This is a genomic window from Dactylosporangium thailandense, assembly GCF_059739745.1.
Map to the genome: position 1 here is coordinate 4,487,302 of NZ_AP029195.1, position 22,251 is coordinate 4,509,552.

At 73.5% G+C, this 22,251-nt stretch carries 15 protein-coding genes; 6 read left to right on the forward strand and 9 right to left on the reverse strand.

Translation table 11 applies throughout. The annotated features are described in order from the left end of the window. Positions 1-15: 15 nt before the first annotated feature. The 4 genes from AC6JBM_RS19295 to AC6JBM_RS19310 all read left to right on the forward strand — a co-directional run bounded on the left by AC6JBM_RS19295 (position 16) and on the right by AC6JBM_RS19310 (position 3,852). Positions 16-1,440, forward strand: a complete 1,425-nt coding sequence (locus tag AC6JBM_RS19295) for an arabinofuranosidase catalytic domain-containing protein (protein ID WP_497984973.1) — start codon at positions 16-18, stop codon at positions 1,438-1,440. A 126-nt stretch (positions 1,441-1,566) separates the two neighbouring features. After that, a complete protein-coding gene (locus AC6JBM_RS19300) occupies positions 1,567-2,337 on the forward strand; it encodes an SDR family NAD(P)-dependent oxidoreductase (RefSeq protein ID WP_497984974.1) in 771 nt (256 codons plus the stop codon). Further along, positions 2,334-3,266 (forward strand): RNA polymerase sigma-70 factor, encoded by a 933-nt coding sequence (locus AC6JBM_RS19305; RefSeq protein ID WP_497984975.1) that lies wholly within the window; start codon positions 2,334-2,336, stop codon positions 3,264-3,266. The genes AC6JBM_RS19300 and AC6JBM_RS19305 overlap by 4 nt, the downstream gene beginning before the upstream one ends. A gap of 7 nt (positions 3,267-3,273) precedes the next feature. Beyond that, positions 3,274-3,852 (forward strand): DUF3995 domain-containing protein, encoded by a 579-nt coding sequence (locus AC6JBM_RS19310; protein ID WP_497984976.1) that lies wholly within the window; start codon positions 3,274-3,276, stop codon positions 3,850-3,852. Here AC6JBM_RS19310 and AC6JBM_RS19315 read toward each other — a convergent pair. After that, a complete protein-coding gene (locus tag AC6JBM_RS19315) occupies positions 3,825-6,521 on the reverse strand; it encodes a hypothetical protein (protein WP_497984977.1) in 2,697 nt (898 codons plus the stop codon). The genes AC6JBM_RS19310 and AC6JBM_RS19315 overlap by 28 nt on opposite strands. Further along, positions 6,518-9,289: an FtsX-like permease family protein gene (locus AC6JBM_RS19320; protein WP_497984978.1), complete on the reverse strand. Its 2,772-nt coding sequence runs from the start codon at positions 9,287-9,289 to the stop codon at positions 6,518-6,520. Before AC6JBM_RS19320 ends, AC6JBM_RS19315 begins: the two co-directional genes overlap by 4 nt. 354 nt (positions 9,290-9,643) lie before the next feature. On the opposite strand from AC6JBM_RS19320, the gene AC6JBM_RS19325 reads away from it, so the two are divergent. After that, positions 9,644-11,092, forward strand: a complete 1,449-nt coding sequence (locus AC6JBM_RS19325) for an endo-1,4-beta-xylanase (RefSeq protein WP_497984979.1) — start codon at positions 9,644-9,646, stop codon at positions 11,090-11,092. Positions 11,093-11,142: 50 nt separating this feature from the next. On the opposite strand, the gene AC6JBM_RS19330 is transcribed toward AC6JBM_RS19325, so the two are convergent. Together AC6JBM_RS19330 and AC6JBM_RS19335 are read right to left on the reverse strand one after the other, a co-directional pair. Then, entirely contained in the window at positions 11,143-12,621 is a 1,479-nt protein-coding gene (locus AC6JBM_RS19330; RefSeq protein WP_497984980.1) for a sigma-70 family RNA polymerase sigma factor, read from the reverse strand. Positions 12,622-12,730: 109 nt separating this feature from the next. After that, positions 12,731-14,158 (reverse strand): arabinofuranosidase catalytic domain-containing protein, encoded by a 1,428-nt coding sequence (locus AC6JBM_RS19335; RefSeq protein WP_497984981.1) that lies wholly within the window; start codon positions 14,156-14,158, stop codon positions 12,731-12,733. Between the two features lie 289 nt (positions 14,159-14,447). Here AC6JBM_RS19335 and xynC point away from each other — a divergent pair, with 289 nt between their 5' ends. Then, positions 14,448-16,145, forward strand: coding sequence for a glucuronoarabinoxylan endo-1,4-beta-xylanase XynC (xynC, locus tag AC6JBM_RS19340; protein ID WP_497984982.1), 1,698 nt, complete (start codon positions 14,448-14,450; stop codon positions 16,143-16,145). 22 nt (positions 16,146-16,167) lie between these two features. Here xynC and AC6JBM_RS19345 read toward each other — a convergent pair whose 3' ends face one another. From AC6JBM_RS19345 to rph, 5 genes are read right to left on the reverse strand one after another with little or no spacing between them, the layout of a single operon-like run. Continuing rightward, positions 16,168-17,655 (reverse strand): glycoside hydrolase family 43 protein, encoded by a 1,488-nt coding sequence (locus tag AC6JBM_RS19345; protein ID WP_497984983.1) that lies wholly within the window; start codon positions 17,653-17,655, stop codon positions 16,168-16,170. 55 nt (positions 17,656-17,710) lie between these two features. Beyond that, on the reverse strand, positions 17,711-18,265 hold the full coding sequence (locus tag AC6JBM_RS19350) for a hypothetical protein (protein WP_497984984.1): 555 nt from the start codon (positions 18,263-18,265) through the stop codon (positions 17,711-17,713). A gap of 8 nt (positions 18,266-18,273) precedes the next feature. Continuing rightward, a complete protein-coding gene (locus AC6JBM_RS19355; RefSeq protein WP_497984985.1) occupies positions 18,274-19,164 on the reverse strand; it encodes a CPBP family intramembrane glutamic endopeptidase in 891 nt (296 codons plus the stop codon). Positions 19,165-19,219: 55 nt separating this feature from the next. Next, entirely contained in the window at positions 19,220-19,627 is a 408-nt protein-coding gene (locus tag AC6JBM_RS19360) for a hypothetical protein (protein WP_497984986.1), read from the reverse strand. Positions 19,628-19,643: 16 nt separating this feature from the next. Continuing rightward, entirely contained in the window at positions 19,644-22,193 is a 2,550-nt protein-coding gene (gene rph / locus AC6JBM_RS19365; protein ID WP_497984987.1) for a rifamycin-inactivating phosphotransferase, read from the reverse strand. Between the last annotated feature and the right edge of the window lie 58 nt (positions 22,194-22,251).

Below are 22,251 nucleotides of genomic sequence, written 5' to 3' on the forward strand. Positions count from 1 at the left end.
CGGAAGGACACGCCCATGCACGACCACAGACGCCCGCTCCGCCGGGCGGCGCTGCTCGCGGCCGCCGCGCTGCTGCTGACCGGTGCCGCCGTCGCCGGCCCGCACCTCGCCTCCGCGGCGACGACCGGCTGCCGGGTCGCCTACACCGTCACCAACTCCTGGCCGGGCGGCTTCGGCGCCGGCGTCGAGGTCACCAACCTCGGCGACCCGGTCAACGGCTGGCGGCTCGCATGGGCCTTCACCGGCGGCCAGAGCGTCACCCAGCTCTGGAACGGCTCGTACACCCAGTCCGGCGCCCAGGTGACAGTGACCGACGCCGGCTGGAACGGCACCATCGCCACCGGCGCGACCGTGAGCTTCGGCTTCAACGGCAGCACCACCGGCGCCAACCCGGCCCCGGCGAGCTTCACGCTGAACGGGGTCACCTGCAACGGCAGCCCGGGCGGCCCGAGCAGCCCGGCGCCGAGCGCCTCGGCCTCCGCCGGGCCGGCCGGCCCGTGCGACATCTACGCCGCCGGGGGCACGCCCTGCGTCGCGGCGCACAGCACGGTCCGGGCGCTCTACGGCTCGTACGGCGGCAGCCTGTACCAGATCCGCCGCTCCTCCGACAACACCACGCGCAACATCGGCGTGCTGACCCGCGGCGGCGCCGCGAACGCGTCCGCCCAGGACTCGTTCTGCGCCGGCACCTCGTGCGTGGTCACGATCCTGTTCGACCAGTCCGGCCACGGCAACGACCTCGCCTATCAGGGGCCCGGCGGCGCGGGCGGTCAGGACACCCCGGCGAGCGCGACCCGCGAGTCGCTGACGGTGGGCGGCAGCAAGGCCTATTCGCTCTTCATCAACGCCGGCAACAGCTACTGGCACAACGGGTCCGGCTCCGGCGTGCCGACCGGCAGCGCCCCCGAGGGCATGTACATGATCACCAGCGGCACGCACGTCAACAGCGGCTGCTGCTTCGACTACGGCAACAGCGAGACCACGCGCCGCGCCGACGGGGCCGGGGCCATGGACGCCATCTACTTCGGCACGAGCTGCTGGTTCGGCGGATGCTCGGGCACCGGTCCGTGGGTGCAGGCGGATCTCGAGTACGGCCTCTACCCGGGCGGAAGCTCGTCGTGGAACCCGAACCAGCGGGCCTTCACGAGCAAGTTCGTCACCGCGATGCTGAAGAACAACGGCACCTCCCGGTTCGCCATCAAGGGCAGCAACGCCCAGTCCGGCGGCCTGACCACGCTCTGGGACGGTGCCCTGCCCCGCGGCTACAGCCCGATGCGCAAGCAGGGCGCCATCGTGCTCGGCAGCGGCGGCGACTGCTGCGCGACGAACACGAACCAGAGCGCGGGGACGTTCTACGAGGGCGCGATGGTCTCCGGCTACCCGTCCGACGCCACCGACAGCGCCGTGCAGGCGAACATCGTCGCCGCCGGGTACCGCTGACGGTGCTCCCCCGGCCGGTGCGCGGGTCACCGCCGTCCGCGCGTCACAGCTCGGTGGGCTGTCTCGTCTTGGGTTTCGAAGGCACATTCTTCGAGTGGGACGTCCTCCCGCGGCAAGGAGCTGGTGATGAGCGAACAGACCGCGCACCGGAAGGTTGCGCTGGTTACCGGGGCGAACAAGGGGATCGGCCGCGGGGCGGCCGAGCAACTCGCGGCGCTGGGTATGACGGTCCTGATCGGTGCGAGAGACGCGCGGCGCGGCGAGGAGGCCGCCGGGGCGGTGCGGGCGGCGGGCGGCGACGCGATCGCGGTCACCCTGGACGTCACCGACCCGGCCGGCGTGCGGGAGGCGGCGAGGCAGATCGAGGAGCGGTTCAGCCACCTCGACGTGCTGATCAACAACGCCGGCATCACCGGCTCCGGGCCGGTGGCGCCCCAGGACGCCCACGATCAGGTTCCCAGCTCCGTCGACCTCGACATGGTCCGGGCGGTGTTCGAGACCAATGTCCTCGGGGTGATCGCCGTGACCAATGCCATGCTGCCGCTGCTGCGGCGCTCGCCGGCGCCGCGCATCGTCAACGTCAGCAGCCACGGCGCGTCGCTGACCATGACCAGCGGGGGCCCGGACAGCCCGTTCGCGGCGTTGCTGCCGTCGGCCGCGTACCTGCCGTCCAAGACCGCCGTGACGGCGTTGACCGTGCAGTACGCCAAGGAGCTGCACAAGGACGGGATCCTCGTCAACGCGGCCGCACCCGGCTTCGTCGACACGGACAGCAACAACCACACCGGGCTCCTCACGGTCGCGCAGGGCGCCGCGGTCCTGGTGCGTCTCGCCACGCTCGGCGCGGACGGGCCGACCGGCGGGTTCTTCGACGAGCAGGGCTCGGTGCCCTGGTGACGGGCGCGGGGCGGGCCGAGGAGTTCGAGGATCTGCGGCCGCTGCTGTTCTCGATCGCGTACCGGATCCTGGGCAGCGTCAGCGAGGCCGAGGACGCGGCCCAGGAGGCCTGGCTGCGCTATGAGGCGTCGCCGACGCAACCCGCCTCGGCCAAGGCCTTCCTGTCGGCCGTGGTGACCCGGATCTCGATCGACGTGCTGCGCTCGGCTCGCGTGCGGCGGGAGGAGTACGTCGGGCCGTGGTTCCCCGAGCCGCTGCTCGACGACCCCTACGAGGATCCCGAGCGCTCGGCGGAGCTGGCCGACTCGATTTCGATGGCGGCCCTGGTCCTGCTCGAGCGGCTCAGCCCGCTCGAGCGGGCGGTCTTCGTGCTGCGGGAGGTGTTCGGGTTCGGCTTCGGCGAGGTCGCGTCGGCGGTGGGGCGCTCGGAGGCGGCGTGCCGCCAGCTCGCCGTGCGGGCCCGCCGCCACATGGACGCCGGCCGGCCCCGGTTCGAGGCCGACCGCAGGCAGCGCGAGGAGCTCGCCGGACGCTTCTTCGACGCCTTCCGTGAGGGGGACGTCGACGGGCTGCGGGCGCTGCTCGCCGCCGACGTTCGCATGGTCGGCGACAGCGGCGGCAAGGCGCCGCAGTGGCAGCCCGCCTTCTTCGGCGCCGGGAACGTGGCCCGGGTCCTCGACGCGCTCGTCGCACCGTTCCTGCGCATCGGCGGCCTGGTGGAGCCGCACCAGGTGAACGGCCAGCCGGGCGCGATCTTCCGCGACCGGGACGGCAAGGTCGTCAACACCTGGACCCTCGACATCCTCGACGGGCAGATCGTGACGATCCGCGCGGTGATCAACCCCGACAAGCTCGGGCACGTGGGGCCGGTGGCCGACGCCTGGGCGGTCCTCCGCGAGGCGACGCGGGCCCGCCGGCCCACGGACTGACCGGGAGATGAGCACCAGCATGGGCCAGATCGAGATCCCGTCCCGGACGGCGCCGGCCGCGCTGCGGAAGGCGGGCCGCGCCGCCTTCGCGTGGGTGGTGGTGTTCGCCGCGTTCCACGTGTACTGGGCGTTCGGCGGCCATTTCGGCTTCGGCGACGCGGAGACGACCGTGCCGGAGGTGCGCAACGCGACGATGTGGGTCTTCACCGTCGTGGTGGGCATCATGTTCGTCGTCGGCGCGGTCGTCCCGCTCGCGCTCCATCAGGACTGGGGCCGCCGGGTCCCCGCCTGGGTGCTGGCCTGGTGCTGCTGGATCGGCGGCGTGCTCCTCGTGCTGCGCGGCGCCTCGGGGCTGATCGACACCTCGTTGCGCACCACCGGCCTGGTGCGCAACGGCCTGACCGGACTCACCTACGAGCAGGAGCTCGGTGTCGCTCACCCCTCGGCCTACACGATGTGGTCAGGCAGTGCGATCGACGCGTACTTCGCCCTCGGCGGCGTCATCTTCCTCATGGCCGCGATCGCGTACCGCCGGGCCCGGCGGTGCGCGGCGCCACATCAGGCCTGTGCGACGGCGGGCAGGTAGCGGCCGATCGCGAACCAGGCCGCGGCGGCCGCCGCCGCGCCGATCAGGAGTGCGCAGAGGACCAGGGCCGCCAGCGTCGCCGGCTCCACGCGCCGCGTCACGCGCGCCGGCACGCCCTGGCGGCGCAGGGCGACGAGGTCCGCGCGGCTCGCGCCGAGCGTCGTCACCACGAGGCCGGCCACGCCCAGGGTCACCGCGGCGACGCCGGCCAGCAGCGAGTACCGCATGCCGAGGGCGCCGCCGGCGCGGCCGAGCAGCGCGCGTTCGCCGGCGGTCGTGCGCTCGCCGGTGATGGTGAGGCCCGCGGCGGTGAGCGCGTCCACCATGGACTGCGGGGCGTCGGCGGCGAGCCAGACCTCGGCGTTGTCGGCGACGCCGGAGTCGCCGGACAGGCGATCGGCGTACTCGAGGTCGATCAGGGTGCCGTGGGCGCCGAGGCGGGGCAGGGTGCGGGCGGTCGCGGCGACGGTGACCGGGACCGGCGTGTCGTCGAAGGCGCTCAGGGGGCCGTCCGGCGCGGCGGCCGAGATCACCGGGATGCGGTCCGGGACGCCGGCCGGGCGCAGCAGGCCCGCGCCGGGGCGGGCGCCGGCCCGCAGCGTGAACGTGACCCCGTCGGGGGCGGCGGTGACGGACGCGTCCGGAGGGGTGCGCCAGTCGCGGGTCGGCGGGTCGTGCAGGGTGAGCGCGACCGTCGGGCCGGCGGTGCCGGGGAGGTCGACCTCGAGATCGGCCAGGCGGCAGCCCGCGGTGCAGGCGGCTGGTCCGGAGTACGACTGGCGGCCCGGCCGCAGCGAACCGAGGCGGACCTCGAGGCCGGGGGCGCCGTCCAGCGGAGCCAGGTGCGCGGTGAGGTCCGGGGTCAGGCCGTCGAGGCGTGCGGCGGTGATGTCGAACGCCACGGTGTCGCCGCGCACGACCGCGGGCGCCGCGGCCGGGAACGGGTGCAGGGTGCGGCCGGCGTCGGGCGGGGCGTCGCGCCAGACGGCCACGGTGGACAGCCGGGTCGTGTCGACGGCGAGCAGGTCCGGCGACGCGACGACGGCCATCGCGTAGCGGGCGTCGGGGTCGGCGGCGCGGGTGACGGCGAGCAGGCGCTGGCGGGTGACCGGGCCGAGGGTCAGCACGCGGCTCGCGCCGACCGCGATGTCGGCGCGCGTGTCCTGGGCCGCGACGGCGACGGCGACGCCGGTGGCCGCGAACCCGAGCAGCGCCACGGCGACGACGAGCACGGTCAGCAGGCGGCGGCCGGACGGCTGGCGGGCCAGGCGCAGCGCGGCGAGGGCGGCGACCGGGCGGCCGCGGTGCAGCGCGGCCGCGGCGGCGCGGGCGGCCACGAGCGGCATCGCCCGCGCGGCGAGCAGGGCCACGGCCAGCATGAGCAGCGCCGGGGCGAGGGGCGCCACGCCGTACACGTTGTCGCCGGACGTGTGGAAGTGCACCACGGCCGCGACGGTGAGCAGCACGACCAGGATGTCGAAGGTCGCCGACCGCCACCGGGCGCCCCGCCGGTCCACCCGCCGCAGCAGGTCGTTCAGCGGCGCCGAGATCGCCCGGACGGCCACCACGGCCCCGGCGAGCACCACGGCGGCGCCGAGCGCGGCCCCGTACCGCAGCGCCGACGGCACCCCGGCCCCGGCGACCAGGCTGCCGGTCAGGCCGCCGGCGAGGACGGGCACGGCCGGCTCGGCGATCGCGAGCCACCAGCGGCCGGGCCGGCGGGCGCCGCGCAGCGCGACGATGCCGTGCTCGAAGCGGCTCGCGCGGGCACCGGTCGCGACGGCGAAGAGGAGCACGGCACCGCCGAGCAGCGCGACGGGCACGGCCGCGAACGGCACCGGCTCCCGGGCCGCGGCGCGGGCGGCGTCGATGCGGTCGAGCAGGCCGCCGAGACCGATCGAGGCCTGTCCCCCGGCGGCGCCGGGGTCCACCTGGGACAGCCAGGCTCGCAGCCGCGGCAGGGTCGCGACGCTGATGGCGCCGGGCTGCGGGTAGGCGTCGTACGTCTGCAGCTCCGAGGTGCGCACGAAGCCGTCGAAGCTGCGCCGGTCGACGTAGACGGCGGCGTCGGTGCGGCCGCGGCCCCAGTACGGCGACGCGATCGGGCGCACGATGCCGACCACGGTCAGGTAGCCGGGCGCGCCGTTGGTGACGAACTGGCTCGTGGACGAGTTGTAGGACGACGAGCTCAGCGCGAGCGGGTCGCCGAGCCGGACCCCGAACCGGTGCGCGGTCTCCTCGCTGAGCACGGCGTCGCCCTGGCTCATCAGGCACCGTCCTTCGTGGACGGTCACGTGTTCGCAGAGGTCGTCGCGGAAGGTCACCTGCCGGGTCCCGTCCAGGAACACCGCGGGCTCCTCGACCGGCTGCGCGACGAACGACGCCGAGAAGACGCGCGTGTAGCCGGGCGCGTCGAGCAGGCGGGCGCCGTCGCGTTCGAAACGGTCGTCCATGGTGCCGGCGGCGTTGGGCTCGAGGGTGGCGGTGACGAGCATGGTGCGCTCGTCCGGGCGGGCCGCGGCGACCTCGTCGGCGACGATGCCGTCCTCGGCGCGGGCCAGGTACACGGGGGCGAGCGCGACCCCGGCCGAGGCGAGCGTGGCCAGGAGGAACAGCGCGACGGCCGGGCGCCAGCGGGCCCGGAGCATGGCGAGCGTCAGCGCGATCATCGGCGGGCTCCCGAGCCGAGGGCGGCGGCGGTGAAGCAGATCGTGGCGGCGGCGAGGGCGGCCAGCAGTGCCGGTACCGAAACGGCCGGCTCATGCACGGGCCAGCCGTCGGTGAACGGCCGCACCGGCGAGCGGAGCAGCCAGCGGGCCGCCGCCGCGGCGACGAGCCCGATCGCCAGGGCCAGGGCCACGGGCGCCAGGGCGGACCACCGGCCGGCGGCCCGCAGCACCCGCGCGGGCACCCCCTGGCGGCGCAGCGCCTCGAACTCGGCCCGGCGCTGACGGCGTTGCACGGCCGCGACGACGGTCAGCGCGGCCCCGGCCAGCAGCAGCCCGACGGCCGCGGCGAGCAGGTGGAAGCGCAGCGCGCCGGCGGGGCCGAGGCGCGCGAGGCGGTCCCGGCCGGCCGCCACGGAGTCGCCGCCGGTGATGCGCAGGCCCGCCGCGGTGAGCCGGCCGACGATGTCCGGCGGCGCGTCGGCGGCCAGCCAGACCTGGTCGCGCTCGTCCGCCCGGGCGCCCTTGGCGCGCGTGAGGCCGGTGGTGAGCCGGTCCGCGTACTCCAGGTCGGTGAGGATGACTCCGGGCATCCCGTCCACCGTGGACGGCCGCACCGGGAGCGCCACGCCGGCGAGGGTGAGCTCGGCGGTGCCGCTCTGGTCCGGCTCCCGCAGGCTGCCCGGGGTGCCCAGGACCGGCAGCGGCAGCGGGGCGTCGACGACGTACAGATGCTGGTCGACCTCCGTGGCGCGGGCCGGTGCGATGGTGGCCAGTCGCATCCGGCCGTCGCCGCGCAGCCGCTGCAACCCGGTGGCCGCGCCGCCGACGGTGGTCCGCCACCGCGCCGGATCGGCGAACGCGGCCCCGTCGACGACCACCTTCCCGTCGGCCCGCAGCTCCGACAGTTCGAGCTGCGCTCCGGGGTCTCCGCGCAGGTCGAGCGCGACGACCCGGCAGCCGTCCTTGCAGGCCATGACGTCCGAGTCGTACGGCCCGTCGTCCCCGATCGCCCCGAAGTCCGCGCGCACCGTTTCCCCGGTGCCGTGCACGGCGAGGGTCACGCCCACGGCGACCGTCCCGCCGCCGGCCGCCCGCAGCGTGAGGGTCGTGCCGGTGAACGCGATCGGCCCCGGGGCGGGCGGGTGCAGCCGTTCGATCGCGGGGCCGGGGTCGACCGCGGCGACCGCGCGCAGCCGGGCCGAGTCGACGGCGAGGATCCGCGGGCCGGGGCCGGACGCGTGCGCCACGACGACGGCCATGGCGTGGCGGCCCTGCGGATCGGCGGCGCGGACGGCGGCCAGGAGACGCTCGGGCGGTACCGGCGCGATCTCCAGCACCCGGTCGGCGCCGATCTCGGCCTGGGCCCGGTGCAGGCGCGCGGTGTCGGCCCGGGCCCAGTCCTGCGCGGCGACCCCGCACACGCAGGCGGCCGCGGCGAGGACGGGCACGATCCGGTACGCCGACGTGCGCCGGGCCAGGAACAGCGCGGTGAGCCCGGCGGTGACCCGGCCCCGGGCCAGGGCCGCGCGCCCGGCGGCGACGGCGGGCGGGAGCAGCAGCCGGGTCAGCAGCACGGCCCCGGCGGTGGCGAGCAGGACGGGGGTGAGCAGTTCGAGGCCGAAGCCGTCGACGGGCGCCTCGCCGGTGACCGCGGACTGGTAGCCGGCGGCGACCGCGAGGGCGAGCACGGTGAGGTCGAGCACGGCCCCGGCGAGCGCGGCCCGGCGCGGCGGCGCGGACTGCAGCAGCCGCTGCACCGGCGCGCGGGTGAGCCGCCAGTCGGCGGCCACGATGAGCACCAGCGCCCCGGCGCCGACGACGAGGCCGGTCCTCCCGGCGACGGCGGCGCCGATGAGCGCGGGCAGCGCGCTCTGCCCGGAGGTCGCGGCGAGGACCCGCCAGCGTCGCGCCCCGCGCAGCGCGATGCGGGCGGCGTCGGAGCGGCGGCCCTCGGCCGCATACCAGGCCGTGACCCCGATCGCGATCCACCCGATCGCGACGAGCTGCACGGCGGCGACGACGATGCCGTGCGTGACCGCGTACCGCTCGCCGGCGACCGACCGGTTCAGCGCCTCGGCGTTCTGGCTCACCTCGAGCGAGCTGCGCTGCAGCCGCGCGACCGCGGCGGCCACCGGTGCGGGATCGCCGCGGCCGAACTGCGCGGCGGGCAGCAGCAGGTCCTCGGTCGCGTAGGCGGGCACCCCGGCCGCGGCGATCGTGTCGAGGGTGGTGATCGCATAGTCGCCGGGCTGCTCGAACGTGCCGACGACGGTCAGCGTGAGCGGCTGCCGGCCGAGGCCGTTGCTGTGCTGGACCGTCGTGCCCAGCCGCTCGGCCAGGGCCGCGGGCAGCGCCACCTCGCCGGCCCCGGCCGGGCACCTGCCGGTGAGCGTGAGGCCCGCGCACCCGTCGTCGCGATACCGCAGCTCGGTCGCGAACCGTTCCCCGGTCGCCGTCGCGACAAAGCCCGGAAGTTGTACTCCGGCCACGCCGTCTTCCAGCGCAAGCCCCGCCGTCGACTCGGTCGTCGCCCGGAAGCGCCGCAGCGCCTCCTGCGGGTCGGCGCCGAGCGCGATGGTGCCGCGCACGACGATCGTGCGCTGGGCGGGCGGGGCGGCGGCGATCAGCGCGGCCGTGACCCGGGCCGCGTCCCGCTCGGCGAACCAGCCGGCCGCGGCGAGCCCGCCCGCCGTGAGCGCGACGAGCACCGCCATGACCACGGCGGGACCACGGCGGATGCGGATGGCGCTCCAGACGACGGCCAGCACGAGGAGACCATAGCCGGACCGGGAGCGTCGCGTGGGATCGCTCCCACGAAGTGGATCGCCCCGCGGGCCGACCCCGCCGCCGCGAAATTTTCAGCACCGAAACTTCGGAACTTCCGGGCTCTGTTCACGTCTCGCGTGCACTCCAGGGCATTCGCGCCGCGGCGCCTTCCGAAAGTATTCCGGAAAGTCTTGCTCGCCCCCGGCCCCCGTGCCAGCATGACAACGCATTGAAATCCACCGTTCTGCGGTCCGGGTCATGCAGCCCACCGACACCCCTGCGCACGCGCGGCGGCTCCCGCCTGCCCGCGTGCGGTGGGCGGCGGCCCGGCCCCAGGACCGACAAGGAGGCCCATCGTGGCAACCAGACGATCGTTGCGCGTCAAGGCGTTGATCGGCGGGACCGTCGCCGCCGTCGCCGTGGCGGGCGCGATCATGATCATCCCGGACGCGAGCGCCGCCGCGAGCACGCTCGGTGCGGCGGCCGCGCAGTCGGGGCGGTACTTCGGCACGGCGATCGCCGCGGGCCGGCTCGGCGACTCGACGTACACCACGATCGCCGGGCGTGAGTTCAACATGGTCACGGCCGAGAACGAGATGAAGCCCGATGCCACGGAACCGCAGCGTGGCCAGTTCAATTTCAGTGCCGGCGACCAGATCTACAACTGGGCGACCCAGCGCGGGATGAAGGTCCGCGGACACACCCTGGCCTGGCACTCCCAGCAGCCGAGCTGGTGGGGCGGGATCAGCGGCAGCACGCTGCGGCAGGCGATGATCGACCACATCAACGGGGTGATGGCCCACTACAAGGGCAAGCTGGCGTACTGGGACGTGGTGAACGAGGCGTTCAACGAGGACGGCAGCCGCCGGCAGTCCAACTTGCAGGCGACCGGTAACGACTGGATCGAGGTGGCGTTCCGGACGGCCCGCACTGCGGATCCGAACGTCAAGCTGTGCTACAACGACTACAACATCGAGAACTGGTCGTACGGCAAGACGCAGGGCGTGTACAACATGATCCGGGACTTCAAGTCCCGCGGTGTGCCGATCGACTGCGTCGGGTTGCAGACGCACTTCACCGGGGGCAGTTCGCTGCCGTCGAACTTCCAGACGACGTTGTCGAGCTTCGCCGCGCTCGGTGTGGACGTGGCGCTGACCGAGGTCGACGTCACCAACGCGTCGACGTCGCAGTATTCCGGGCTGACCCAGGCCTGCATGAACGTGCCGCGCTGCGTCGGCATCACCGTGTGGGGCGTGCGGGACAGCGACTCGTGGCGCTCGGGTGAGAGCCCGCTGCTGTTCGACGGCGGCGGCAACAAGAAGGCCGCCTACACCTCGGTCCTCAACGCCCTCAACGCCGCCGGCCCGACCACCTCGCCGACCGGCGGCGGCACCCAGTCCCCATCGCCCACGCCCACGACGGGGGGCGGCGGCGGGGGCCGGATCGTCGGCGCGCAGTCGGGCCGCTGCATCGACGTGCCGAACGCGTCGCACACCAACGGCACCCGGGTCCAGCTCTACGACTGCAACGGCCAGACCAACCAGGCCTGGACGTACACGTCCAGCAAGCAGCTGCAGGTGTACGGCAACATGTGCCTCGACGCCGCCGGGTCCGGCAACGGTGCGGCGATCCAGGTCTACAGCTGCAACGGCCAGACGAACCAGCAGTGGAACGTCAACAGCAACGGCACCATCTCCGGCGTGCAGTCCGGGCGCTGCCTGGACGTCTGGGGCACCGGCAACGGCCAGCAGGTCCAGCTGTACGACTGCTGGGGCGGGGCGAACCAGCGCTTCGGCCTGAGCTGAGCCGATCCAACGGGGCCGGTGTGGCGGTGGGCTCCCACCGCCGCACCGGCCTATGCCAGCGCGGGCCGGACGCGGAAGGTGCTCTGGGCGCGGAACGCCGCGGTGCCGTCCGCCTGCCGCACCCACAGCTGGTCGCCCTCGCGGTGGATGAAGTACCCGCGGTAGTTCGACGCCTCCAGCATCACCTCGCCGTCGCTCGAGGCGCGTGGGCAGAACGTCGCGTCGCCGCGGAACAGCCACGTGCCCTCGTTGCGGCTCAGCCGCAGCCGCCAGGACGAGTGGCGCAGGTACTGCCCGTCGGCGGCCCGCAACGAATAGCAGCTCGCGTCGGCCAGGCCCGGCACCGCCTCGAACGTGGCCCGCTGCCGCGACGACGCGGTGCCGGGCTCCACGAGGACGCCGAGCTGCTGCCCGTCGGTGCCGAGGTAGCGCCCGGCGGCCGCCGCGAACTCCAGCGACACCGGCCCGGGACGCAACGCGACCGGCGGCTCCGATGACGGCGGCGGCGATGACGGCGGCGGCGCTTGGCCGGAGGGGCTCGCCGCCGACGATGGCGGCGGCGAGGGCTCATCCGCCGCCCAGGTCGCGGCGGCGGCCACGACCCCGGCGGCCAGCGAGCCGGCGACGACCAGTTTCGCGACCGGCAGGCCGGCCAGCCAGCCGGCCTTGGCCGAGCCGCTCGCGGTGGCCTTGACGACGGCGGGGTGGCCGGTGCCGGCGCCGATGACGGTGTCGTGGGCCGTCAGGGCGCCGGTGAGCGCGGCCGGTACCGGCAACAGGGCGAAGCCGGTCAGGAGCCGCTCGGTGCCGACCATCCCCTCGGCGGCCCGCGCGCAGGCCACGCAGGAGCGGGTGTGCCGGGCGATCCGCTTGCGCCACAGCGGGCCGGGGATGCCGTCCCAGCCGGCCACGACCGTGTCCAGCCACGGGCAGCGGGGCCGCGCGTCCAGCGCCGCCACGAGCACCCGTGCCTGCTCGAGCCGGTTGCGCATGCGCTGGATGCGCACACCGGCGTGCACCACGCCGACGCCGAGCGCGGCGGCGAGCTCGGCGCGGGTCAGCTCCTCGCCGATCTCCAGCCACCACAGCGACCACAGCACCCGGTCGTCGGGGTCGAGCCAGCCGACCGCCTGCCCGACCTGCCGCCGCTGCCCGGAGAGCTCCACGCGCAGGACGGTGAGATCCTCGAAGTCGTCGGCGTCCGGCACGTCGGTGAGCGCGTCCAGGGGCGCCCGCCGCCCGGCGGTGATGCGCTCGCGCTGCAGCGCGGTGCCGGCCTGCCGGACGGCGATCGCGGCCAGCCAGGCGCGGAAGCTCTCCGGTTCGCGCAGCGACGGCAGTTGCCGCAGCGCGCGCAGCATCGTCTCCTGCACCACGTCGTCGACGGCGTTCGGGTGCCCGGCGAGGGCGCGGCGCACGATGGTGTACACCAGCGGCAGGTGCGCCTCCAGGAGGTCGCCGAGCGCGCGCTCGTCACCCGCTTTCGCCGCCGCGGCCAGGGATGCCCGGCCGGCGTTCGTCGTTGCCAAATGCCATCACCGGCCGTTGCGGTCGAGGGAGCCGGGTGTCCATCTCGGCATACCGCCCGGGACGTTGTCAAGCAGTCCCGGCTCCCCCGACCCGCTCCGGCCGTGCGGATCAGCGGTAGCCGGCCGCCGTGATGTTGGCCTGCACCGCGTCCTCGGTGGCGTTGCTCGGGTAGCCGGAGGTCATGACGCCCTCGTAGAAGGTGCCGGCGGAGCCGTGGCTGTTGTCGCCGCCGATGCCGAGGATGATCGCGCCCTCCTTCTTCATCGGGTTGTAGCCGCTGACGTTGGGCCGCTTGCCGTCGTAGAACGTCGACAGGCTGCCGGACTGGGCGTTGCCGGCGCGGATGGCCCAGTGGTTCGGCTCGCCCTTGACGATCGCGGTCAGGAACCGGTAGCTGACGCTCGGGTCGTTGGCGTTGTACCCGGCGTTGACGCCCGAGAACAGCCCGTTCTCGAGGTCGGCCATGACCCACGGGCCGTTGCCGGTGCCGTAGCCCCAGACCTTGATGTTGCCGAAGTAGATGGCCTCCATCGTGCCGTTGCCGTTGTCGCGGCTGTTGGTCTCGGCGTTGCCGTAGTCGAAGCAGCAGCCGCCGTTGTAGTGGGTGCCGTCGAAGATGGCGTACATGCCCTCGGGCTGGTCACCCTTGGCCACGCCGTTCGTGGCGTTGTTGCGGTAGCCGGTGCCGGCCGCGACGTAGACGCCGTAGGCCTTGTGCCCGGCGATGGTGATGGGGGCGGCGGTGGCGTTGGCGAGGTTGTCGTAGCCGCCCGCGGCCGGCCCCTGGAAGCCGCCGGGCGGGGCCTGGGTGAGCCGGTTGTTGCGGCCGGACTGGTCGTAGATGATCGTGATCAGGCACGTCGTGTTCGCGCAGAACGTGTCCTGGGCCGCCGCGTTGGCGTAGCCCCCGGCCGACAGGACCCCGATGTCGCGGGTCGTGTTGTCCGAGGAGCGCCGCACCTGGTACAGCGGGCCGTTGTACGCGGCGTAGAGCGCCCGGGTGGTGCTGTGCGCGGCGACGCAGGGCGTGCCGCCGCCGGCGTAGATGTCGCACGGGCCGGCCGGGCCGGGCGGCGGCGTGGAGGTGCTCGGGCTCGGCGATCCGCTCACGCCGCCGGTGCAGGTGACGCCGTTGAGCGCGAAGGTGGCCGGGGCCGGGTTGGAGCCGGTGTAGGTGCCGTTGAAGCCGAGGCTCGCCGTGGCGCCGGTGGCGATGGCGGCGTTGTAGGCGGCGTTGGTGACGGTGACCGCGCCACCGGACTGGGCGGCGGTGCCGTTCCACAGCTGGGTGATGGTCTGCCCGGCGGTGAACGTCCAGGTGAGCCGCCAGCCGTTGACCGGGTCGCCGAGGTTGGTGACGTCGACGGAGGCGCCGAAGCCGCCGGGCCACTGGTTGGTCACGGTGTAGGTGACCCGGCAGCCGGTGGTGGCCGCGGAGGCGAGGTGCGTGCCGGTCACGCCGGCGGCGGCGACGGTCAGCGCGGCGGTGAGGGCGACGAGCGGCCAGCGCCGCCGCCGAATGGAGGGTGCAGACATCGGGGTGTCCCTTCTGGGGGCTCATACGGTGCCGATGTGTGAGCGCTCACAACGCGTCGCCGACGGTGCCAGAAATGCACCGGCAATTCAAGGGCGCATCCGTCGCCGGCCAATCAATCGCAAAAGTGTTATGACACGGACTCCGGATGAGTCCCGAAACGCCGAATTGGAACTTTCACGCCACACCGGGGTTCACTGCGAATCAACGCCGCATTGCGCCGCCCGCCGTTCGACACAAGCGATTGTGAGCGATAACAATCGCCAGCACCGACGACGGGAAGGGCGAGTCATGAGTCAAGATCAGCAGGAGCGCGGCGAGAGCAGGCTGCTGAGCCGCAGAGCCGTCCTGACGACCATGGGGGCCGTGCCGGTCCTCACGGTCGCGGCGTCGGTCCTCGGGGCCACGGAGGCCTCGGCCGCGACGGCGAACGTCAATCCGTCGGCACCGCGGCAGACGATCCGCGGCTTCGGCGCCATGTCCCACGCCATCTGGGCCGGCGACCTGACGGCGGCGCAGCGGGACACCGCGTTCGGCACCGGAGAAGGCCATCTGGGGTTCTCGCTGCTGAGAATTCCGGTGAACGAGAACCAGTCGGACTGGGGCCGTGATCTGGCGACGGCGCAGCGCGCGGTCGCGCTCGGGGCCACGGTGTTCGCGTCGCCGTGGAACCCTCCGGCCAGCATGACCGAGACCTTCACCCGGGGCAGTCAGACCAACGCGAAGCGCCTCAAGTACAGCGCGTACGGCGCCTACGCCCAGCACCTGAACGACTTCACCACCTACATGCGCAACAACGGGGTGAACCTGTACGCGATCTCGGTGCAGAACGAGCCCGACTATGCCTCGACGTGGACGTGGTGGACCGCCACCGAGATCGTCAACTTCTTGAAGGCGAACGCCGGCGCGATCAGCACCCGGGTGATCGCGCCCGAGTCCTTCCAGTACGTGAAGTCCATGTCGGACCCGATCCTCAACGACCCCGCGGCGCTGGCCAACGTGGACATCATCGGCGCGCACCTCTACGGCACGCCGTACGCGAACTTCCCGTACCCGCTGTTCCAGCAGAAGGGCGCGGGCAAAGAGCTCTGGATGACCGAGGTCTACTACCCCAACAGCACCGACTCGGCAGACGCCTGGCCCGGGGCGCTCGACGTTGCCGAGCACATGCACCACGCCATGGTGGACGCGGAATTCCAGGCGTACGTCTGGTGGTACCTGCGGCGCAGCTACGGCCCGATGCGGGAGGACGGGCAGATCAGCAAGCGCGGCGCCATGATGGCGCACTTCGCCAGGTTCGTCCGGCCCGGATACGTGCGGGTCGACGCGACGGCGAACCCGGCGTCGAACGTCTTCGTCTCGGCGTACCGGGGCGGCAACACCGTCGTCATCGTCGCCGTCAACAAGAACACCGCATCGGTGACCCAGCAGTTCACCCTCGCCGGCACCGCCGCGTCCGGCAGCGTCTCGAACTGGCTCACCGACGCCAGCCGGACCGTCGCGCCCCAGAGCGCGCTCGCCATGACGAACGGATCGCTCACCGTCACGCTTCCCGCCCGCAGCGCGATGACGTTCGTGACCAGCATCGGCGGCACCTCGACCAGCCCGTCGGCGAGCATCACGCCCTCCGCCCCGGTCAGCCCGTCGCCCAGCCGGTCGACCGGCGGTGGCGCGGCGCCCCGGGTCACCTACACGATGAGCACCTGGAACAACGGCTTCACGGCCGCCATCAGCATCACCAACACCGGCACCGCGACCATTGACGGCTGGACGCTCGCCTTCACCCTGCCCTCGGGCCAGTCCATCACCTCGGGCTGGAACGCCACCTTCTCCCCCTCCAGCGGCCCGGTGAGCGCCCGCAACGTCAGCTACAACGGCACGCTCGCCCCGGGCGCCTCGGTCGACCTCGGCTTCCAGGCCACCCACACCGGCAACACCGCCGAACCGGCGGCCTTCACCCTCAACGGCATCCCCTGCACCGTGGCCTGACCGGCACGAAGAACACCCGCCGTCAGCCTCGCGGCGGGGTAGGCCGGTAGTCGAACCAGTCGAAGTGGACGGTGCCGTGCTCCGCGTACATGCCGATGACGCGGCCGGTGAAGCCGCCGGCGACCTCGGTCGACAAGTACCGGCCGTCGAGGGTCGCCAGCGCGTCGAGGCTCCCGTCCGGCCGGGCGAGGCCGAGGGACACGGAGTCCGGCCCGCTGCGGGAGTCGTGCGCGCCCTCGAAGGGTCCCGTGTCGATCCCGAGCACCACGGGACCGTCCGGCACCGCCCGGGCCGTGACGACTGTGCGCAGCGGGCCGATGCGGGCCAGCACGCGCGCCTCGCCGTCCGCGACCTCGATCGCGTAGTGGTGCCGCTCGTCGAGGCGCACCGCGAGCCCGCCGCGCCCGCCGGCCGCGTCGATCGCCGTCCGGGCGCCGCAGTACCGGTCCTGCTGGCGCCGGCCGACGAAGGTGACGTCGAGGTCGTCGAGCGAGCCGCCCCGCGCGCGCAACGTCAGCCAGCCGGGCCGGTCGCCGGTGGTGCAGTGCTCGGACGTGCGGACGCGCAGCGAGATCCAGCGCGGGTGCAGGTCTGCGAGGTCGAAGTCATCACGGACCGGCTCGGCGGCCGCGGCCGTCAGCGGCCAGGGCGGCTCGGGCGCGGAGAGCGACACGTCGCCGGGGACCGGCCAGCCGTCGACCCAGCGCAGCGGGGTCAGGAACGTCTCGCGGCCCAGCACGTGCCAGCCGGGTGTGCCGCCGTACGGCCGGACGCCGAGCAGCACCATCCACCAGGAGCCGTCCGGCGCCTGGACCAGGTCGGCGTGCCCGGTGTTCTGGATCGGGCGGTCGGTGCCGCGGTGGGTCAGGATCGGGTTCTGCGGGCACGGCTCGAACGGTCCCGCCGGGCTGGGGCCGCGGGCGATGGACACGGCGTGGCCGCGCTCGGTGCCGCCCTCGGCGAGCAGCAGGTACCAGAAGTCGCCGATGCGGTACAGATGCGGCGCTTCCGGGGCCTTGGCGCCCGGCGTGCCGGACCAGATCCGGCGCGGCTCGCCGAGGCATTGCCCGGTGTGCGGATCGATGCGGACCTGCGACACCCCGGCGACCGTGCACCAGCAGGCGCCGTCGTCGTCCCAGGCGAGGTCGGGGTCGATGCCGACGACACCGGGCAGCGGGATCGGCTCGGACCAGGGGCCGGCCGGGTCGGTGGCGGTGACGAGCAGGTTGCCGCCGCCGCTGACGTTCGTGGTGATGAGCCAGAACCGGCCGTCGTGGTGGCGCAGCGTCGGGGCGTAGATGCCGCCCGACGACGCGGTGCCGGCCGGGAGGTCCAGCTGGCTCGGGCGGTCGAGCGCGTTGCCGATCTGGGTCCAGTGCACGAGATCCCGGCTGTGGAAGATGGGTACGCCCGGGAAGTACTCGAAGCTGGAGCAGGCGAGGTAGTAGTCCTCCCCCACCCGGCAGACGCTGGGATCGGGGTGGAATCCGGCGATGACGGGGTTGGTCATCTGTTGATGGCTCCGATCAGCATGCGTTGGACGAAACGTTTGTGCGTGGAAACCTTCAGTCCCAGAAGCACTCGAGGCGGCCGTCGAACGTCGACTCGTCCGCCTCGGCGCAGAACGCCCGGGCGTCGGCCTTGAGCGTGGCGTCGGGGGCCGACGCGTAAATGTCCTCGATCGACGTCCGGTAGTCGTCCCGCTCGATGCTCACGACGTAGCCGGCGGCGCGGACCTTCGGATGCGCGCACAGGAACCGGAAGATCTCCCAGACCGACGGGGCCGCGTTCTGGGTGTCGTACGGGTCGGCGTACCGCTCGGCGATCAGCCAGCCGAGCTTGGTGGCGTCGAGGTTCTCGAACGACTCGACGCCGCCGAGGTACGTGCCGCCGACCCCGAGCACGGCGTCGCGCCGGGCGGCGTCCCGGTTGAAGGGGAACGGGTCGGCCCGCGCCGGCTGCGGTGCCGTGCACGCCGCCGGATCGGCCGACACCGCGACCGGCGCGACGCTGGGCACGCCGGTGGTCGGCGCCCCCGGCACACCGCCCGGCGCCATCGGGGGCGCGGCGCACCCGGCGAGCAGGACGAGCAGAACGCAGGCTCCAACCGACCGCTTCACGGCGCGCATCATACGGCGGCGAGCGTCACCGGCCCCCGGTCGCGGGCGCGGCGGGTCAGCAGCGCGATGGCCACCAGTGCCAGGCTCATCGCCACCAGGTACCCGATCCGGAACGGCACCGGGTTTCCGGCGTAGTGCGCCGAGATCAGCGGCGTCCACAGCCCGATCGGGTTGTCGTCGCCGGGCAGCGTGAAAAACTGCCACTGGGTCCAGTTCCAGCCGAGGTGCAGGCCGAGCGGAAGGGCGATGCTCCCGGTTCGCAGCGCGGCGAACCCGAAGACGACGGCGCCGATCAGCGGCCCGGCGGCGGTCCAGAGCAGCTCGGCGCCGCCGTGCTTCACGGCCGGGCTCGAGCCGATGCTGAGCAGGTGGTAGCCGCCGAAGACCGCCGCGAGGACCACGACGGCCTTGACCGCGCCGATGCCCTCGGCGAGCCGCCGCAGCGCGTAGCCGCGGAAGATCAGCTCCTCGACCAGGACGGCGGCCACGAAGTAGGCGGTGCCCGACGCCATGAGCGGGGTGGTGAACGACGGGTTCGACTGCCAGTACAGGACTCCGCCGAGCATCAGCAGCCACGCCAGGCCGCCGACGAGCGCGACCCCACCGGCCAGGCCGGCGACGAACTGCCCGAGGCGCCTCCAACTGGGCACCGGGCCCACGTCAGCCCAGCGCCACCCCTCGAGCCGCAGACACAGCGCCCACACCCCGGCGATCAGGACGGCGCTGATCGTCACCACCAGCCACGGCTGGCCGTCCCGCAGCGCCCAGGCCGGGGCGAACAGGCCGGTGAGCACCGCGGCGAGCATCACCGACGCGACGGACGATCCGAGGAAGCCTGCGACCTTCCACCCGGAGCGGACGTTCCCGGCACGCCCCACGAACACATTCTTGATCGCCATCGGTATACGCAAGCAGAGCCACCCCGGCTCGTCAACCGCGCGGACTGCGGCGCGATCAGCGCGCGATGTCCAGCAGCGCCGCGATGCGCTCGGCGGTCTTGTGAGCCGCACGCTGCTTGATCAGCCCCTCCTTCGCGACCGCCCGCACGTGCACGGCGGTGCTGTGCTCGCCGCTGCGAGCCGCGACGACGGTGACCACCACCGGATTCAGGTTCCCGGTCCCGCCTCCGGTGTGCCTGCGCAGCCTCACTCGATCCGGTCCCGCTCCCACCACTTCCGCAGGCCCGAACTGGGACAGCGGGGCGAGCACAGTGCGGATGCGTTCCAGGGCAAGGTCGAAACGCAGCGGCACTTCGCGGTCGAACTCGCTGATGTCATTGTCGAGGAACGCGGCGGCGATCCGCCCGCCGATGCTGACGCGGCCGAGTCTTTTCGCCAGCATCTCGTCCTCCGGCTGCCCCATCAGCCAAGCGTGCCATCTACGGCAGCACTTCGACATACCCCTCGGTGCCGTGCACGCGAATCCGCTGCCCGTCGGCGATCAGCCGGGTCGCGTCCACCACGCCGACGACGGCCGGCAGCCCGTACTCCCGCGCGATCACCGCGCCGTGCGTCATCAGCCCGCCGACCTCCGTCACCAGCCCGGCGACGGCCACGAAGAGCGGCGTCCAGCTCGGGTCCGTGTGCGCCGTGACGAGGATGTCGCCCGGTTCGAGGTCGGCCTGGGCCATGTCCAGCACGACGCGGGCCCGCCCCTCGACGGTCCCGGCGGAGACGGGCAGGCCGGCCAGCGAGCCGGGTGGCAGATCGTCGCGCCGGTACGACCCGGTGATGCCCTCCCCGTCCGAGGTGAGCACCCGCGGCGGCGTGAGCGTTTCGTACCACCGGAACTCCTCCCGCCGCGCGGCGATGAGCGAGTCGTCCGCGCGGTTCGTGCGCACGACCTCGCCGAGCTCGTCGAAGGTGAGGTAGTAGATGTCCTCCCGCTCGCGCAGGACCCCGGCCCGCACGAGGCGCTCCGCCTCCTCCAGCAGGGCCCGCTTGTAGACGAAGTAGCGGCTGATCATGCCGTACTTCGGGTACTCCCGGTAGCCGATGAAGGTCCGGACCCGGTCGATCCGCTCTTTCGTCTCGGCGGCCTTGTGCTCGCCGTCCGGCAGCTCCCGCAGGCGCGCCAGGATCTCCCGCTCCTTGTTCCAGGCCGCCTGCCGGCCCGCCTCGAAGCGCCGCGCACCCGCTCCCGGCTCGAAGTTCCTGATGTTGCCGAGGATCAGCGGCACGAGCGTGGAGGGGCGCTCACTCCAGCGCGGGCGCGTGATGTCGATCTCGCCGACGCAGCGCATGCCGTACTTGCGCAGCCAGCCCTCGACGGCTTCGCGCGCGGGCCCGGGCAGCTCCTCCAGGAAGCCGTCATCGTCCACGTGCCGCAGCCGCTCCACCACGTCCGGGTGCGGGCGGATCGCGTCGGCGACGTCGAGCAGCGCCAGCCCCATCTCGGAGGTCACGTTGTGCGGCACGGACTGCGCGAGCGTGTCGGCGGCGTTCTTCTCGCCGAGCCACTCCTCCAGCCGCTCGTTGAGCCACCAGGTGGCCTCCATCGCCGGCAGGTACACCCGGCGGCTCTCCTGGTCGAACAGCAGGCGCCGCAGCTCCTGCATGTCCGCGCGGATGAAGTCGAGCAGCGCCTCGCCGGACTTCGTGCGGATCTCGCGCTCCGCGGCGGCGACCGAGGCCTCGCCGCGCCCAATCAGCTCGGTGACGACGGCCGGGTCGGTCTCGATCGGCTCGAGCGCACCGCCGGCCAGCGGCCTGAGCGGGCCCTCGTCGGGGAGCGGCCGGATGAAGCCGTCGCGCTCGAGGAGCGTGCGCACCGCGTCGGCGGTGAGCAGATCCGACTTCCCCATGAGGTCCAGGAGGGCTTCCCGAGTCGACGGTACGGCCAGGCGCTGCGTGACGTCGACGAACAGACGGCCGCCGGCCACCGCCATCGGGGCCGGGGTCGTCATCTGCCAGAACGAGATCCCGAGGGGCTTCATGGCGTCGGTCATCATCTGCTGGTGGCCGACCGAGAGGTAGACGCGGTGCTCGTCGTCACCGCGCTCGGGGATCGGGAACAGCGTGGTGATCGGCCGGCTCTGCACGATGCGGAAGTCGTCGCCGGCCAGGCACCACTCGATGTCCTGCGGGCGGCCGAAGTGCGCCTCGATCCGCCGGCCGAGCCGGGCGAGCCGCAGCACCTCGGCGTCGGTGAGCAGCGCGCCGACCGGCTTGGCGACGATCTCGCAGTCGCGCACCGTGAAGGTGTCCGGGTTCGCCAGGCCGGAGACCAGCGCCTCGCCGAGGCCGGCGATCGCCTCCACGGAGGTGACCGTCCGGTTGGACGTGACCGGGTCGGCGGTGAACATCACGCCGGACGCGCGCGGGTCGACCATCCGCTGCACGACCACGGCCATGCTGACCGCCCGGTCATCGATGCCGTGGCGCCGGCGGTACGTCACGGCCCGCTCGGTGAACAGCGATGCCCAGCACCGGCTCACGTGCCGCAGGACCTCGGCCGGCCCGACGACGTTGAGGTAGCTGTCCTGCTGGCCGGCGAACGAGGCCGTCGGCAGGTCCTCGGCCGTCGCGCTGGAGCGCACCGCGTAGGCGTCCCGCTCGCCGAGCCGGGCGAGCGCGCCGGTGATCTCGGCCGCGAGGTCGTCCGGGATGGCGATCTCCTCGACGGTCCGGCGGATCTGGGCGCTGAGCGCGCGGACCGCAACCCGGTCGTCCGGGTCCAGGCGCGCCAGCCGATCGAGGAGATCGTCGATCGCGCCGGCCACGACCTGCCGGAAGGCGTCCGTCGTCACGCAGAAGCCGTCCGGGACGCTGACGCCCTCGAGCCGCGACAGCGCGCCCAGGTTCGCGCCCTTGCCGCCGACCGCCTTGACCTGGGTCTCGTCTACTTCGTGAAAAGCCACAACACGCACGGTCGCCGATTCTGCAGCACAACCCGGCTCTTGCCGCAATCCCCCCATATTGCTATACATTAAAGTGGGAGGGAATACTCCGGCTTCGCGAAGGCCCGGATTCCCTCAATCTCCGCAC